General features: G+C 61.5%; 15 protein-coding genes. 8 read left to right on the forward strand and 7 right to left on the reverse strand.

Annotation, left to right across the window (positions count from 1 at the left end):
- Positions 1-100: 100 nt before the first annotated feature.
- Positions 101-1495, reverse strand: coding sequence for a chromosomal replication initiator protein DnaA (gene dnaA / locus V3C40_RS27235; RefSeq protein WP_034754339.1), 1395 nt, complete (start codon positions 1493-1495; stop codon positions 101-103).
- 513 nt (positions 1496-2008) lie between these two features.
- Between dnaA and rpmH the strand changes: the two genes are divergently transcribed.
- From rpmH to V3C40_RS27265, 6 genes are all read left to right on the forward strand, one after another.
- On the forward strand, positions 2009-2143 hold the full coding sequence (rpmH, locus tag V3C40_RS27240) for a 50S ribosomal protein L34 (RefSeq protein ID WP_010401996.1): 135 nt from the start codon (positions 2009-2011) through the stop codon (positions 2141-2143).
- 23 nt (positions 2144-2166) lie between these two features.
- On the forward strand, positions 2167-2604 hold the full coding sequence (gene rnpA / locus V3C40_RS27245) for a ribonuclease P protein component (RefSeq protein ID WP_099403828.1): 438 nt from the start codon (positions 2167-2169) through the stop codon (positions 2602-2604).
- Positions 2601-2861 carry a membrane protein insertion efficiency factor YidD gene (yidD, locus tag V3C40_RS27250; protein ID WP_034754335.1) on the forward strand — a complete coding sequence of 87 codons (261 nt, stop codon included), beginning with the start codon at positions 2601-2603 and terminating at the stop codon, positions 2859-2861. Before rnpA ends, yidD begins: the two co-directional genes overlap by 4 nt.
- 11 nt (positions 2862-2872) lie before the next feature.
- On the forward strand, positions 2873-4606 hold the full coding sequence (gene yidC, locus V3C40_RS27255; protein ID WP_070301977.1) for a membrane protein insertase YidC: 1734 nt from the start codon (positions 2873-2875) through the stop codon (positions 4604-4606).
- A gap of 62 nt (positions 4607-4668) precedes the next feature.
- On the forward strand, positions 4669-6048 hold the full coding sequence (gene mnmE / locus V3C40_RS27260) for a tRNA uridine-5-carboxymethylaminomethyl(34) synthesis GTPase MnmE (RefSeq protein ID WP_166448506.1): 1380 nt from the start codon (positions 4669-4671) through the stop codon (positions 6046-6048).
- Positions 6049-6057: 9 nt separating this feature from the next.
- A complete protein-coding gene (locus V3C40_RS27265) occupies positions 6058-6357 on the forward strand; it encodes a hypothetical protein (RefSeq protein WP_070301978.1) in 300 nt (99 codons plus the stop codon).
- 41 nt (positions 6358-6398) lie between these two features.
- Here the strand turns inward: V3C40_RS27265 and V3C40_RS27270 are convergent, their stop codons facing one another.
- Positions 6399-8096, reverse strand: a complete 1698-nt coding sequence (locus tag V3C40_RS27270) for a M1 family metallopeptidase (protein WP_331779026.1) — start codon at positions 8094-8096, stop codon at positions 6399-6401.
- A gap of 179 nt (positions 8097-8275) precedes the next feature.
- On the opposite strand from V3C40_RS27270, the gene V3C40_RS27275 reads away from it, so the two are divergent.
- Entirely contained in the window at positions 8276-8473 is a 198-nt protein-coding gene (locus tag V3C40_RS27275; RefSeq protein WP_331779027.1) for a hypothetical protein, read from the forward strand.
- A 3-nt stretch (positions 8474-8476) separates the two neighbouring features.
- On the opposite strand, the gene V3C40_RS27280 is transcribed toward V3C40_RS27275, so the two are convergent.
- Positions 8477-9112: an Hpt domain-containing protein gene (locus V3C40_RS27280; RefSeq protein WP_319993470.1), complete on the reverse strand. Its 636-nt coding sequence runs from the start codon at positions 9110-9112 to the stop codon at positions 8477-8479.
- Between the two features lie 105 nt (positions 9113-9217).
- A complete protein-coding gene (locus tag V3C40_RS27285; protein WP_257620445.1) occupies positions 9218-10168 on the reverse strand; it encodes a CAP domain-containing protein in 951 nt (316 codons plus the stop codon).
- A 266-nt stretch (positions 10169-10434) separates the two neighbouring features.
- Here V3C40_RS27285 and pssA point away from each other — a divergent pair, with 266 nt between their 5' ends.
- Positions 10435-11175 carry a CDP-diacylglycerol--serine O-phosphatidyltransferase gene (gene pssA / locus V3C40_RS27290; protein ID WP_257620456.1) on the forward strand — a complete coding sequence of 247 codons (741 nt, stop codon included), beginning with the start codon at positions 10435-10437 and terminating at the stop codon, positions 11173-11175.
- On the opposite strand, the gene V3C40_RS27295 is transcribed toward pssA, so the two are convergent.
- The 3 genes from V3C40_RS27295 to V3C40_RS27305 form a co-directional block, all read right to left on the reverse strand.
- Complete coding sequence (locus tag V3C40_RS27295) at positions 11172-12098, reverse strand: aldo/keto reductase (protein ID WP_034754316.1); 927 nt, start codon at positions 12096-12098, stop codon at positions 11172-11174. The two genes, pssA and V3C40_RS27295, sit on opposite strands and share 4 nt — an antisense overlap.
- A gap of 147 nt (positions 12099-12245) precedes the next feature.
- Entirely contained in the window at positions 12246-13391 is a 1146-nt protein-coding gene (locus V3C40_RS27300) for a D-alanyl-D-alanine carboxypeptidase family protein (protein ID WP_034754313.1), read from the reverse strand.
- A 115-nt stretch (positions 13392-13506) separates the two neighbouring features.
- Complete coding sequence (locus tag V3C40_RS27305; RefSeq protein ID WP_058050378.1) at positions 13507-14160, reverse strand: alpha/beta hydrolase; 654 nt, start codon at positions 14158-14160, stop codon at positions 13507-13509.
- Positions 14161-14167: the final 7 nt, after the last annotated feature.

Raw genomic sequence — 14167 nt, forward strand, 5'->3', positions numbered from 1 at the left:
TAACAATTGTTGCCATAGGGAGCCCCGACAGACCGGCTGCGGTGCCCTCCCAGATGATAAGGGTAAAGCACGTTTTGAGCCAGTCTTGCTCAAGCGGCGCTTAGCCTTTTAATGTTTGCTCCAGCACATGCAATTCATGGTTGCATTCCGGATTCTTGGTGCGGTCCAGCGCGATCTTGCGCACGGCATGCAGCACCGTGGTGTGGTCGCGGCCGCCGAACAGTTCGCCGATCTCCGGCAGGCTCTTCTGTGTCAATTCCTTGGCCAGGTACATGGCGATCTGGCGCGGCCGGGCGATATTCGCGGGGCGGCGTTTCGAATACATGTCGGCAACCTTGATATTGAAGAAGTCGGCCACGGTTTTCTGGATGTTTTCCACGGAAATCTGGCGGTTCTGCACCGACAGCAAGTCCTTCAGGGCTTCCTTGACGATATCGATCGTGATGTCTTTGCCATGGAAACGCGAGTACGCGAGGATCTTGCGCAGTGCGCCTTCGAGCTCGCGCACGTTCGAGCGCAAGTGCTTGGCGACAAAGAAGGCCACGTCGTCGGAGAATGTCACGCCTTCCTGCTTGGCTTTTTTCAACAGAATCGCTACGCGCATTTCCAGTTCCGGCGGTTCGATGGCCACCGTCAGGCCCGAGTCGAAGCGCGAGATCAGGCGGTCGTCCATGCCCGTGATTTCCTTCGGATACGTATCCGAGGTGATGATGATCTGTTTCTTCGCTGCAATTAATGCCTCGAACGCATAGAAGAACTCTTCCTGCGTGCGGCTCTTGCCGCCAAAGAACTGGATATCATCGATCAGCAGCATGTCGAGCGAGTGATAGTAGTGCTTGAAATCGTCGAAACCCTTGCGCTGGTAAGCGGTCACTACGTCGCGAACGTACTGTTCCGCGTGGATGTAGCGAATTTTTGCGCCCGGATTGTCGGCCATCACCTGGTTGCCGATCGCGTGGATCAAGTGGGTTTTACCGAGGCCGACGCCGCCGTAGAAGAACAGCGGGTTATACGACACGCCCGGATTGTTCGCCACCTGGATGGCGGCGGCGCGCGCCAATTGGTTGGCCTTACCGGTCACAAAGCTGTCGAAGGTGAGGTCGGTGTTGATGCGGCTCTGCTCGCGGCGCGGCGCCGCGCCGATGCTCAGTTCCGGCACGCTGGGCTGCGGCTCCGCGGCGCGCGCGCTGGGCGCGCCGCCATTCGGATCGCTGGCCGGGGTGCTGGCGGCAACGGGCTTCTTCGGCAAGGCCAGGCGCGGGTCGAGCACGAACTGCACTTCCGTCGGCGCTTCGAAGTACTGAATGGCCAGGGCAGTGATGCGGCTGGCGAACTGGGTCTTGACCCAATCGAGCTTGAAGCGATTGGGCGCAGCAATGCGCAGCTTGCCCTCTTCGTAATCGAGAGGGATAAGCGGTTTGATCCACGCACTGAATTGTTGCGGTGTCAGCTCCAGTTCCAACTGCGCGGAACAGGCCTGCCAGAAATTATCCATGTATGTCTATGTGAAAAGGTGTGGGAGGGCGTATCGATTCTGCCCTGCGTTCACCGTGTTGCAAGGCCGGCGTCGCGCGAGGGCTCGCCACACGTAACGCGCTATTCTACTCCCGACTGAGAAAGTTATCCACAGGCACGACGCTTATTTTTCTGTGGCGGGGTGGGGCGCCATGTGCATAAGAGGCGACTTATCCCCCGGTTATCCCGTCACAAGCAGTGCTGGCGCGGCCTGTGGCGGGGCCTTGCAAGCAGATGGGGGCCGGCGCGCAAATTTCCAGGCGATCACGGCAATCCTTGACAAGAGGGGGGCATATGCTGAATAATTCAGGGTTCCCCGCCCGTATTCCGTGTTTATTCATTTGGAACGACAATATGGACTAAGCGTGGATTAAGCGGGCGATGAGATTGGCCAGCTTGTGCCTTGGCATAAGTGCGCGATTGTCATTGGCACCAAAAACTGACGGGACGTCAGACCCGATTTTGCATTTTTTTTGTTTTTAGCGAGACCAACATGAAACGTACTTACCAACCTTCCGTCGTTCGCCGCAAGCGTACGCACGGCTTCCGCGCTCGTATGGCTACCCGTGGTGGCCGTGATGTGCTCAACGCACGTCGCGCAAAGGGCCGCAAACGTCTGGCCGTCTAGGCTTGTCGTTGACAGCTGATCGCGTGGCTAGCTGTACTCCAGTCGGCAATCAACGCGAAGGTTCACACGACTTCGCGCGCGTTCGGCGTATCGTTAAAACGGATGAATTTTCATCCGTTTTTCGTTTGCGCCCTTCGCAAAAAACAGCGCATTTTGTGCTGTACACCCGACACAATCAATTGCCGCATGCGCGGCTGGGCGTCGTTGTGGCGAAGCGTTTCGCGCCGCGCGCGGCGACCCGCAACACGATCAAGCGCGTCACGCGCGAGCTGTTTCGCAACAGCGCGATGCCGCCGGTCGACTGCGTGGTGCGTTTGTCGCGCGCCGTCAACAGCAAGGATGGCCCGGCCACCACGACCAAGCTCAAAGCCGAGCTGCGTGAAGAATTGAGCCGCCTGTTCGCGGCGCAAATCGCCGCCCAGGCCCGTTCTGTTGCTGCGCCACCACCATCCGCGCCATGAAAACCCTGCTGCTGTTCCTGCTGCGCGCTTATCAGTTGCTGATCAGCCCCATGCTGGGACAGAATTGCCGTTTCTATCCGAGCTGTTCGCATTACGCGATGGAAGCGCTGCGCGTGCACGGTACGGCCAAGGGCAGCCTGCTGGCTGCCAAGCGCCTGTGCCGTTGCCACCCCTGGAATGAAGGGGGCGTCGACCCGGTGCCGCCGGCCGACGGTAAACAATCTTCAACGACCGCTTGCGGTTGCAACCACTCCTGACAAATACCCTAATGGATATCAATAAACGTACCATCCTGTGGATCGTGTTTTCCGTCTCGCTGGTAATTCTCTGGAACGAATGGATGATCTCGAACGGCAAGCCGTCGATGTTCTCCGCGAACACGGAACAAACCGCCAAGGCGCCTGTCACCCCGGCCAAGACGGACGCCCTGGCTGCCGCGGCTGCCGGCGCAGCCGCCGTGCCTGGCGAAGCGACCGATCCCGCCGCGTTCAAGCGCGAAGTGATTACCATCACCACCGACGTCATCAAGGTCGACATCGACACCCTGGGCGGCCAGGTCAAGCGTCTGGAATTGCTGAAGTTCAAGGGCGCGGGCAATCCGGGCTGGTTCGGCGGCTGCTTCGGCCTGTTCAAATGGTGCCAGCCTGACGATGGCAAGCAAAACGAAGTGCTGTTCGACGAAGGCGCGAACCGCACCTATCTGGCGCAGTCGGGCCTGGTCGGCGGTCCATTTCCCACCCACGCGAGCGGTTTCACCGTACAGCCTGGCGTGCGCACCCTCGGCGACGGCAAGCAAGTGCAACTGGTGATGGAAGCGGTCGAAGGCGGCGTCAAGCTGACCAAGACGTTTACCTTCAAGCGCGGCGACTACGTCATCGACGTGCGCCACGACGTGGCCAACGTGGGCGCAGCGCCCGTGACGCCGCAGCTGTATCTGCAACTGACGCATGACGGCAACAAGCCGGTCGGCGACTCCTTCTTCAACAGCAGTTTCACGGGTCCGACCCTGTATACGCCGCAAGACAAGTACCAGAAGCTGACGTTCGAGAAAATCGAAAAAGCGGCAGTGGAAGACGAGAAGAAGGGCAACGACAACGCCATGAAGGGCCTGCATCCGGCCACGGCGAATGGCGGCTGGTTTGCGATTTCGCAACACTTCTTCGTCTCGGCTTTCGTTCCGCCTGAAAACGCCAAGCGCGACATCTTCACGAAGAAGGTCGGCACCAACTTGTACGCCATCGGCAACGTGCTGCCACTGCCTACCCTGGCGCCAGGCGCCTCGGCCAGCATGGATAGCAAGCTGTATTCGGGTCCGCAAATCGCCCACCTGCTCGAACCGGTCTCGCCTGGCCTGGAACTGGTCAAGGATTACGGCTGGCTGACCATCATCGCCAAGCCGATGTTCTGGGTCATGGAACAGATCCACAGCGTGCTGGGCAACTGGGGCTGGACCATCATCGCCTTCACGATCCTGATCAAGCTGGCGTTCTTCCCGCTGTCGGCCGCCGGCTACCGCAGCATGGCCAAGATGAAACTGGTCACGCCGAAGATGCAAGCGATTCGCGAGCGCTACAAAGGCGATCCGCAAAAGATGAACCAGGCCACGATGGAGCTGTACAAGACGGAAAAGATCAATCCGCTGGGCGGCTGCCTGCCGATCCTGATCCAGATGCCCGTCTTTATCGCCCTGTACTGGGTGCTGAACGCGTCCGTGGAAATCCGCGGCGCGCCATGGATCGGCTGGATTACCGACCTGGCCCAGCATGACCCATGGTGCATCCTGCCAGTGCTGTACGCGATCTCGATGTACATCACGACCAAGCTGAACCCGGCTCCTGCCGATCCGATGCAAGCGAAGATGATGCTGTTCATGCCACTGGCATTCTCGGTGATGTTCTTCTTCTTCCCGTCGGGCTTGGTACTCTACTGGGTCGTCAACAACGTCCTGTCGATCGGCCAGCAATGGGTGATCACCAAGAAATACGCGCCTGCCGCCAAGTAATTCCGGCCAGCGAACAGAAAGCCCGCCTCGCGCGGGCTTTTTTTTCATCTACAATATCCCCCATGAAACTCGACTCTTCCCCTATCGCCGCCATCGCCACCGCTCCCGGTCGCGGCGGCATCGGCGTGGTACGCGCCTCCGGCAAAAACCTCGCTCCTTTAATGACGGCCCTGTTCGGTGCGCAGCAATTGAAACCGCGCCACGCCACCTACCTGCCATTCACGGAAAGCGATGGCAGCATCATCGACCAGGGCATCGCCATCCACTTCAAGGGTCCGCATTCGTACACGGGCGAAGATGTGCTGGAATTGCAGGGGCACGGCGGCCCCATCGTGCTGCAGTTGCTGCTGGCGCGCGTGCTGGAAGCGGGCAAGGACAGCGGCTTGCGCCTGGCCGAACCGGGCGAATTCACGCGCCGCGCTTTTCTCAATGACAAGCTGGACCTGGCGCAAGCGGAAGCCGTGGCCGACCTGATCGACGCTTCCACGGAAGCGGCGGCCAAGTCCGCTTCGCAATCGCTGTCGGGCGCGTTCTCGAACACGATCCACGCGCTGGTCGAGCAGGTGACGGGCTTGCGCATGCTGGTCGAAGCGACCCTGGATTTCCCGGAAGAGGAAATCGACTTCCTGGAAAAATCGAATGCGCGCGGTCAATTGAAGGCCGTGATCGAAGCGTTGAACAAAGTGTTTGCGCAGGCGGCGCAGGGCGCGCTGCTGCGCGAAGGTCTCAATGTCGTGCTGGCCGGACAGCCGAACGTCGGTAAATCGTCGCTGCTGAACGCGCTGGCGGGCGCCGACGTGGCCATCGTCACGCCGATCGCCGGCACCACGCGCGACAAGGTCAGCGAAACCATCCAGATTGAAGGCATTCCGCTCAACATCATCGACACGGCCGGCATCCGCAGCGCGGGCGACACCATCGACGCCGTCGAGCGCATCGGCATCGAACGCACCTGGGGCGAAATCGGCAAGGCGGACGTGATCTTGCACCTGCTCGACGCCGACCACGGCCCGACCCTGGCCGATGAAACCATCGTCGCCGCCTTCCCCGAAGGCGTGCCCGTGGTGCGCGTGTGGAACAAGATTGATCTGTCCGGGCATAAACCCGGCGTCGACAGCATGCCGGACGCCACCCACGTGTATCTGTCGGCGCACGAGCACATCGGCATTGACCTCTTGCGCGCCGAGCTTCTGCGCATCGCCGGCTGGCAGCAGACGGGCGAATCGCTGTACCTGGCGCGCGAACGTCATTTGATCGCCCTGAAATCGGCCGGCAAGCATCTCGATATCGCGGCCGCGCACGCGGCGCAGGACGACCAGTCGCTGGACCTGTTTGCCGAAGAGCTGCGCCTGGCGCAGGTCCAACTGTCGAGCATCACGGGCGAGTTTTCGCCTGACGATCTGCTGGGGGTGATCTTCAGCCGTTTCTGCATCGGCAAGTAAGGAGGTTCGATGAAGCTGCTGCTTGTTCTGTTGTTCAGTTGCCTGCCGCTGCTGGCCGGTGCGCAGGAAAAGTTGCCCAAGGACGTGGCGCGGTTTGTCGAGCATGCCCAGATGTGCGAGCACTTTGCCGGCGAGTGGGATGACAACGACAAGGCGCGCCAGCGCGAGATCATCGCTGCCGTGGACGATGCTTGCGGCCAGGCGCAGCGGCAGTGGAAACGGCTGTCCGCCAAGTATGCGGGACAGCCGGCGATCAAAAAAGTCATCGACGCGCATGCGAATGATGCGGTCAGGAGCTTTCGGAAATAAGTCCGAACGGTGAAAAGGCCGGGGTCAGACCCCAGGTTTTGTTACCCCTTCTTCCCCTTCGCCTGCTCTTCCCTGAACTTCTGGAACGTCTCGATATGCTCGGCGCGGCGCAGCACGCGTGAGCGCGGGTCGAGCGTGTACGTGGCGCCAGTCGGCAGGGGCAGTTCGCCAAAGCCCAGCGACATGGAAACGGTATGGATCTCCTTGCCGATACGCACTTCCACCGGCATCGGGAAGACGATGTCGGCAGGCGTCTTCCATTCCAGGCGCAAGGTGTCGCCGTCACGCACGGCGTACAGTTCCGGCAGCGCGGCCTGGTACAGATAGGTCTGGAAGAACCAGTCGTAGTTGCTGCCCGTGACTTTGTAGACGATGTCCATGAATTCCTTGGTGCTGCCATAGCGCGGCTGGAACTGGCCCGGCTGCGGCTGTTCCGTGCCGTAGACGAGCAGGCGCACGGCGCGGAAGAAGGCGTCGTCGCCGATCAGGCCGCGCAAGGTGTGCAGCACCAGCGCCCCTTTCACATAAATATCGCCGCCCGGTCCGCCCTTTTTCAGGTCATACACTTCTTCCTCGGTTTTCGGCTTGCCCGAGACCATGGGCGCCTTGTTGACGATGCCGGCGCGCATTTGCTGCAGCGAAGCAAAATACTCTTGCTCGCCCCGCAGATATTGCATGTACAGCGGTTGCATATACGTGCCGAAGCCTTCGTGCAGCCACATGTCGTCCCAGTTGCTGTTGGTCAGCTGGTTGCCGAACCATTCATGGGCAAACTCATGCTGCAGCAATTCATCGTAGCCATAGCTGGTCTTGGCGAATTTGTTGCCATAGGCATTGATGGTCTGGTGTTCCATGCCCTTGTGCGGGGTTTCGGCGATGCCGACCTTTTCATCGGCAAACGGGTAGGGGCCGATGGCGCTTTCAAAAAAGTTGAGCATGGGCGGCAATTCCGCGAACAGGGCGCCAGCCTTGGCCTCGCTTTCCGGCAGATACCAGAATTGCAGGGGGATGCGGTTGCCGTAGCGGCTCACATACTCGCCCTGCATGCTGCGGTAGGGCGCCACGTTCAGGGCGATGCCATAGGTGCTCGGATGCTTGGCGCGCCAGTGCCAGGTGCGCCAGCCATCAGCCTCATCCATGCCGAGCGCGATGCCGTTGCCGGCCGCGACCAGCGGCGCCGGCACGATGATGTGCTGGTCGATCAGCCGGGCCTTGCCCATCGGGTGGTCGATGCACGGCCAGAACAGGTCGCAGCCCTCGCCTTGCACGGCGCTGGCGATCCACGGCGCGCCATCGGCCGTGCTCGACCAGACCATGCCGCCATCCCACGGCGCTTTCACGGCGACGTGCGGCACGCCGTGGTAGACGACGCGGATGGTGGTGCGCGCGCCTGCCGCGAGGGTGGCAGGCAAGGTCATGCTCAGGCGGCCGTCCGGGTTGGCATAGTCTTGCGGCCGCAGCGCCTTGCCGTCGATTTCGATGGTGTCGACAGGCAGGTTGCGGTCCAGGTCCAGCGCGAAACGCGAGATCGGGTGCGTGGCAAGGAAGGTCAGGCGCGCATCGCCGGCAATGCTGCGGCTGGCCGGGTCGATGCGCAGGGTCAGGTCGGCGTGTTCGAACACCACCGCCAATTGTTCCGGCGTGCGTTCGGCGCCTGAATTGAGCGTGTAGGCGGTGGGCGCGCGCGTGGCGCAGGCGCTGAGCAGCAGGCAGGAGAGCAGCAGGGGAATGTGTTTCATGGCGGGCGCGCAAGTGAACGGAACACTGATTGTAGTGTGAAGTGACAACGTTGTCGTTTGGAAATTTCAAGGGGCCGATGGGGCAAGCGTGGCCCCGGTTGAGAAATGTCATGGGCTTCAAACGACGCTGACGTAATCTTGCTGAGCGGCCTTGAAGTGCCGCTAGGAAAGGAAGCGCCATGGACAGCGAACAGCCGGAAGTCGTGGAAAGAAGGGGGATGGTGGCGCCGCCATTGCCTTCCCTGCCGCAATTGATCGCAGCGCTGCCGCCGAAAGGCGCATGCTGGTATTGCGACAAGCCGCTCGATGCCGTGCGCCGTTTCTGTTGCAAGAGTTGTTGCGTGGCGTATGCGGAAGAGGCGCAGTACAACAGCTGAGCGCTAGCGGCGCCGCAGCAGTGCCGCCAGGGCGCCGTCGAAATCGAACTCGTGCGCGGCGGCCGCCACCTCCTGGTAGACGTTGACGCCCAGGCTGGCAGCGAGCAGGCTGGCCGAGTTTTCCAGGATGTCGATGGCCGCGCCGTCGCCTTCGCGCAGGTGGCTGGCCAGGCGCGCCAGCAGCAGCTGGATGGCGGGTGCGGCCGGGTCGGGCGCCACGTCCTGCGCCGCCGTGTGGGTTGCCTCCGGCGTGCCCAGCATGCTGCTGACCGCGCCGAGCAATTGATCCTGCGCCAGTTCCAGCTGCAGCATCTGCTGGGCCAGGTCGGGCGCCTGCGCACGCAGTGCCGATTCCAGGGTTTCCGACAGGCTGTGCACGTGGCGCGCGCCGATCATGCCGGCGGCGCCTTTCAGGGTATGCGCCTTCAGGCGCGCGGAAGCGTAGTTGCCCGCGTCGAATTCGGCGCGGATCTGGCACGGCGTGGTGCCGTGGTCGTGCAGGAAGCGGCGCAGGATTTTCAGGTACAGGATGCGGTCGCCCATGATGCGGCCCAGTCCGTTCTCGACATCGAGAATACGGACCATGTCGGATGCCGCAACGGCGGCATCATCATCGCAAGTGGCGTGTGGTTTCAGCATGCTGTGCAGAGCGCCCCAAAACTTGTCAATTGCCGTAAAGCAGGAACAGCTATTCTACATCCAGTCATCCTCGACGCCGCGCCCGCTTGGCCGCCAGCGACATCGCTAGCGCGTCGTGAATGACCAGCTGTGCGTGACGTCCGCACCATTGACTTTGCCGATGAAACTCACGTCATAGCTGGTGTTCGCGTTCAAGGTCGCCAGCGGGATGATGGACGCGGCCGAGACCGGCGTATGCACATCGTTGCCGCTGGTGAGCAGGCGTACCGCCAGGTCCGTGGCGGCACCGCGCTGGCGCACGCTGAATGCCGTCACGCTGACGGGCGTGCCGTAGTTGGCATGCACGCTGATCGGGTAGCCGACCACGTCCTGGTTCGGCACGGGATCGGGCGATTCGTTATCGCTGGAAAAACTGACGGCCACCTTCTGCTGTCCGCTGACAGGATAGGTGACGATCTGTCCCGCCGCCAGCCCGGGGCCATAGTTGCGGTTGCCGGCCATGTCGGTGGTGAAATAGGCATAGCCGGAGCTGCTGACGGCCGCGCCCGCGCCACCTTCCTTGAACAGCGGCTCGAAAATGACGAAGCGGTGATAGATGGCCGTGACCAACTCTTCGGCCAGGTAAAAGCCGGACGTGTTGCCCGCGCCGGCGATGACTTCGCCCTGCAGCGACGTGACGACGTAGCCGGCCTTGGCCAGGCGGTCGCCCAGCTTGACGCCCGTAAAGCCGGGCTTGCCCTGCACCTGCTCGTGCGCCACCGTACTGTTGAGATTGAGATAGCTGGAATGGCCCAGCGCCGCGCTGTCGATCAGGCTGTTGCGCACCATAGGCGACAGGCCGATCTGGCTGCGCCGGTAGTTGAACCAGTTAAAGCCATCGGTGGCAATATTGTTGCTGAGGACGGGAGCGCCCGGCTCCTGTGTCAGCTGTCCGGCCGGGGTCGAGGTGCTCAGCGACGTATTGCTGCCGCTATCGCCGCCGCCGCAGGCGCTCAGCAGTGCTGCACTCAGCAGGGCGGGTATCCAGTATTTCCAACGCAGTGACGAGGCAATCAAGTTGGCTCCTGTATAGGTAGGCGGACAGCGGTGGGGCCAGCGTGCTGTCCTGTAAAACGATTCTAAGGTATTTTGATACCGCGTAGCGCATCCATGAAAAGATATGTCGTGCTCGTGCGCGGACGGTGCCGCAGCTGCGCAGGGTAGAATGAGCGTAGCGCAGCGTTTGCCGCTGCATCGCCTTACTTCCGATTTTTTGATTGCCCATACATTTGAACACATTGCCCAAGTCGCGCCTGCAGCGCGCCAAATACGCCTTGCCCAGCATGGTGACTTTGCTTTCGATAGCATGCGGTTTTGCCAGCATCGTCATTTCCGTCGATAACGCCGCCGTGGGCGACGCGGATGCCTACCGCCTGGCGGCGGCGCTGCTGGTGCTGGCCGGCGTGTTCGATGCGCTCGACGGCTATGTCGCGCGCCTGACGAACACCAGTTCGCAGTTCGGCGTGCAGCTCGATTCCATCGCCGACGTGATGAATTTCGGCTGCGCCCCGGCCGTCCTGTTGTACTGCTACGGCTTCGTGCAGATGGGCGTGCACGATCCGCTGCTGCTGCGCTTTGGCGGCATGGCCAGCTTCTTCTTTGTCGCGTGCGGTGCGATGCGCCTGGCGCGCTTCAATGTGAACGTGGGGCGCACGGACCCCCTGTATTTCGTCGGCATGCCGATCACGGCCGGGGCCGCTTGCGTGGCGGCCGTCGTGGTGGCCTGGCCGGCGCCCATCGATTCCATGCTGCACAGCTATCTGCTGATGCTGCTGCTCGTCGGCGTGGGCAGCCTGATGGTGTCGACTTTGCGTTTCCCCAGCTCCAAGCAAAAGAAAAGCCTGGCCGCGCTGCTGGTGCTGATCTTGGCCATCGCCCTGCTCGTGTGGCTGAAGACCAGCTTCTTCGCGCTGTTCTTCGCCGTCTACATCGGCGCCACCCTGCTGCTCAACCTGGCGTGGTACCTGGGCTGGCGCGGCATTGCGCTTCCCCAGGTTTTCAACGATCCGGATGAAATTGACTAAGCCACCTCGTGCCCGCGTGCGGCGCGCAGGATGGCGAACCAGTCGCTGCGGCTGAGTGTAAACTGCGTGCCTTCCACGGCCACGCCGACGGCTTCGATGCGGCCCGTGCCCGTCAGCGGCAGGGGACGGCAAGGCAGTTGCATGATCCACGCAAACACCACGCTGGCAAACGGACGCTGCAGCTGGTCGGCGATCTGCTTGATCACATTGCGCAAGTTCTCCACATTCGCGTCGCCGCCCTGGAACAGCCGGCCGCCCGCCAGCGGCGACCAGATCATCGGCGCCACGCCCACGTCCTGCAAGCCGTCGAAGGTTTCATCGAACAGGGGCGCCACGTGCAGCGGCGAAAATTCCACCTGGTTCGTTACCAGCGGGAAGCGCCGGTGCAGGCACTCGAACTGGTGGCGGCTGAAGTTCGACACGCCAAAGTGCAGCACCTTGCCCGCCGCTTTCAATTGCGTGAAGGCGCCGGCGATCTCGTCGAAATCCATCAGCGGGTCGGGACGGTGGATCAGCAGCAAGTCCAGGCGGTCCGTGTGCAGCTGGCGCAGGGTGTGTTCCACGGAACTGGTAATGTGCGCCGCGCTCGTGTCGTAATGCTGGATGGCATGGCCGGGACGGTGCGGCGACAGCAGCTTGATGCCGCACTTGCTGACCAGCTCCATCTTGTCACGCAAGCCCGGCTGCAGGGCCAGCGCTTCGCCAAATAGCCCTTCGGCGCTGTAATCGCCATAGATGTCGGCATGGTCGAAACTTGACACACCCAGCGCCAGGCATTGTTCGATGAAAGCCAGGCGCTGCTGCGCCGACATATTCCACTCGCCGATGCGCCACATGCCGGCAACGATACGCGACAGTTCGGGACCGTTGCTGCTCAAACGGCTGCGCGGCGCTTGCAGGCTGGCGGGAAACACATGGCTCATGGGCTGGCTTTCTGATGGTGGAGATGAAGGTGACGCCACGATTATAGCCAGCTACGCTACAGCATGCTGTGGAGAAATTGGCGGCGAGACAGACGAAAAAAATGCCCGCAACATCTGCGGGCATTTTTTATGGGGAACGCTAACTGCTTATTTCATCCACAGGCGCATCGAATCCCAGGCGCGGCCGAAGATCGTTGCCTGGTTGATGGTTTCCAGTGCCACGACAGGCAGTTCCAGCAGGACCTTGTCGTCGACCATCATTTTCAGCTTGCCGACAGGGGCGTTTTCAGCCAATGGCGCGACCAGCGGGTCCTTGCGTTCCAGCACAGGTTTCATCTTGGCAGCCGTGCCTTTTGGTACGGTGACGAGCACATCGCGGGCGAAACCGATTTTCACGGTGCCTTTCGAGCCCTTCCACACTTCCGGCGTGGCCACTGCCTGGCCCTTCGAGTACAGTTTGACCGTATCGAAGTTCTGGAAGCCCCAGTTCAGCAGCTTCTGGCTTTCCTGCGTGCGGGCCTGGTCCGACGAGGTGCCCAGCACCACGGAGATCAAACGGCGCTCGCCCGTGCCGCCTGGGCGGCGGGCCGAGGCGATCATGCAATAGCCGGCCGCTTCCGTGTGGCCCGTTTTCATGCCATCGACGGTAGGGTCCAGCCACAACAGGCGGTTGCGGTTAGGCTGGGTAATCTTGTTGTACGTAAAGCTCTTGATGGAATCGATTTTGTAGAATTCCGGGTAGTCGGCGATCACGCGCTTGGCCAGCACGGACAGGTCTTGCGCCGTGGAATAGTTATCGGGGCTAGGCAAGCCATGCGGATTGGCAAAACGCGTGTTTTTCAGACCCATGCGCTGGGCTTCGCGGTTCATCAGCACGACGAACGTGCCTTCATCGCCGGCAACGGCTTCCGCCAGCGCCACGGCGGCGTCGTTACCTGATTGAATCATCAGGCCGTGCAGCAAGTCGTCGATCGAGACAGGGGTAGCGGGGTCGATGAACATCTTCGAGCTGCTCGAATCGACTTTCCATGCGCGCACGGACACGTTGACTTTCTGGTCCAGCGCCAGTTTCTTTTCGCGGATGGCGGCAAACGTCAGGTAAGCCGTCATGATCTTGGTCAACGAGGCCGGCTCGATGCGCGCGTCCGGATCTTGCGAAGCAATGATCTGGCCACTGGTGGCGTCAAGCAACAGCCAGGACTTGGCGGCGATGGTCGGGGCTGGAACGCTCTGGGCGTAGGCGGCGGAAAAGAAAAATACACTGGAGGCCAGTGCCGCTAAAAGTTTTTTCATGGAGGCTGGTCTGCGAGAAAAAGATGAAGGCTGAGGGCCATGCTGTTGGTGCTTGCATGGCCGCGTGGAAAAAACGGATCAATTATAGCCGTGGAGGCGCTAGTAAGCCCACACTTCAATGATCATCTGCTGCGATTGCGGGTTTGTCACCATGCCACAGGGCAATCACGAGGTTCTTGATGTGATTGAGCTTGCGGTGGAAAAAGTGGTCGGCGCCGGGGATCACGATCACGGGAATGTCTTGTGGACGGGCCCAGTCGAAGACGGCGGACAGGGGGATCGTGTCGTCGAGTTCGCCGTGGATCAAGATGGTGTCGGCGGGAATGTCGGCCATGGCCCACTTGCCGGCCGCGCTGCCGATCAGCGCCAGGCGCTCGACGGGCGTGCCGGCGGCGGCCAGGCGTTCCTGCAGTTTCGATTGCACGAAGGTGCCGAACGAGAAACCGGAAAGTGCCACGGGCAAGCCCGGGTACAGGCCGCGCATGTGTTCATACAGCAACTGCATGTCGTCCGTTTCGCCCACGCCATGGTCGTGCACGCCTTCGGAAGCACCGACGCCGCGGAAGTTGATGCGCGCCACCACGTAACCGAGCGCGACAAACGCGCGCGCCAGGGTTTGCGTGACCTTGTTGTCCATCGTGCCGCCGTACAGCGGATGCGGATGGGCAACGAGGGCGATGCCGCGGGGAGTGTCTGCCGGGAAATCGAGCAAGCCTTCCATGCTGCCTGCATGGCCGGCGAGGGTAAATTTTTCCGAGTTTCTGTTCATGATGCTC

The organism is Janthinobacterium sp. LS2A, assembly GCF_036543145.1.
GTDB classification, from domain to species: Bacteria; Pseudomonadota; Gammaproteobacteria; order Burkholderiales; family Burkholderiaceae_D; genus Janthinobacterium; species Janthinobacterium aestuarii.

Bases quoted from the DNA above. Each gene is read 5' to 3' on its own strand.
- dnaA (WP_034754339.1), bottom strand. From the start codon at position 1,495: ATGGATAATTTCTGGCAGGCCTGTTCCGCGCAGTTGGAACTGGAGCTG.
- rpmH (WP_010401996.1), top strand. From the start codon at position 2,009: ATGAAACGTACTTACCAACCTTCCGTCGTTCGCCGCAAGCGTACGCAC.
- yidD (WP_034754335.1), top strand. From the start codon at position 2,601: ATGAAAACCCTGCTGCTGTTCCTGCTGCGCGCTTATCAGTTGCTGATC.
- yidC (WP_070301977.1), top strand. From the start codon at position 2,873: ATGGATATCAATAAACGTACCATCCTGTGGATCGTGTTTTCCGTCTCG.
- mnmE (WP_166448506.1), top strand. From the start codon at position 4,669: ATGAAACTCGACTCTTCCCCTATCGCCGCCATCGCCACCGCTCCCGGT.
- V3C40_RS27265 (WP_070301978.1), top strand. From the start codon at position 6,058: ATGAAGCTGCTGCTTGTTCTGTTGTTCAGTTGCCTGCCGCTGCTGGCC.
- V3C40_RS27270 (WP_331779026.1), bottom strand. From the start codon at position 8,096: ATGAAACACATTCCCCTGCTGCTCTCCTGCCTGCTGCTCAGCGCCTGC.
- V3C40_RS27275 (WP_331779027.1), top strand. From the start codon at position 8,276: ATGGACAGCGAACAGCCGGAAGTCGTGGAAAGAAGGGGGATGGTGGCG.
- V3C40_RS27280 (WP_319993470.1), bottom strand. From the start codon at position 9,112: ATGCTGAAACCACACGCCACTTGCGATGATGATGCCGCCGTTGCGGCA.
- pssA (WP_257620456.1), top strand. From the start codon at position 10,435: ATGGTGACTTTGCTTTCGATAGCATGCGGTTTTGCCAGCATCGTCATT.
- V3C40_RS27295 (WP_034754316.1), bottom strand. From the start codon at position 12,098: ATGAGCCATGTGTTTCCCGCCAGCCTGCAAGCGCCGCGCAGCCGTTTG.
- V3C40_RS27300 (WP_034754313.1), bottom strand. From the start codon at position 13,391: ATGAAAAAACTTTTAGCGGCACTGGCCTCCAGTGTATTTTTCTTTTCC.
- V3C40_RS27305 (WP_058050378.1), bottom strand. From the start codon at position 14,160: ATGAACAGAAACTCGGAAAAATTTACCCTCGCCGGCCATGCAGGCAGC.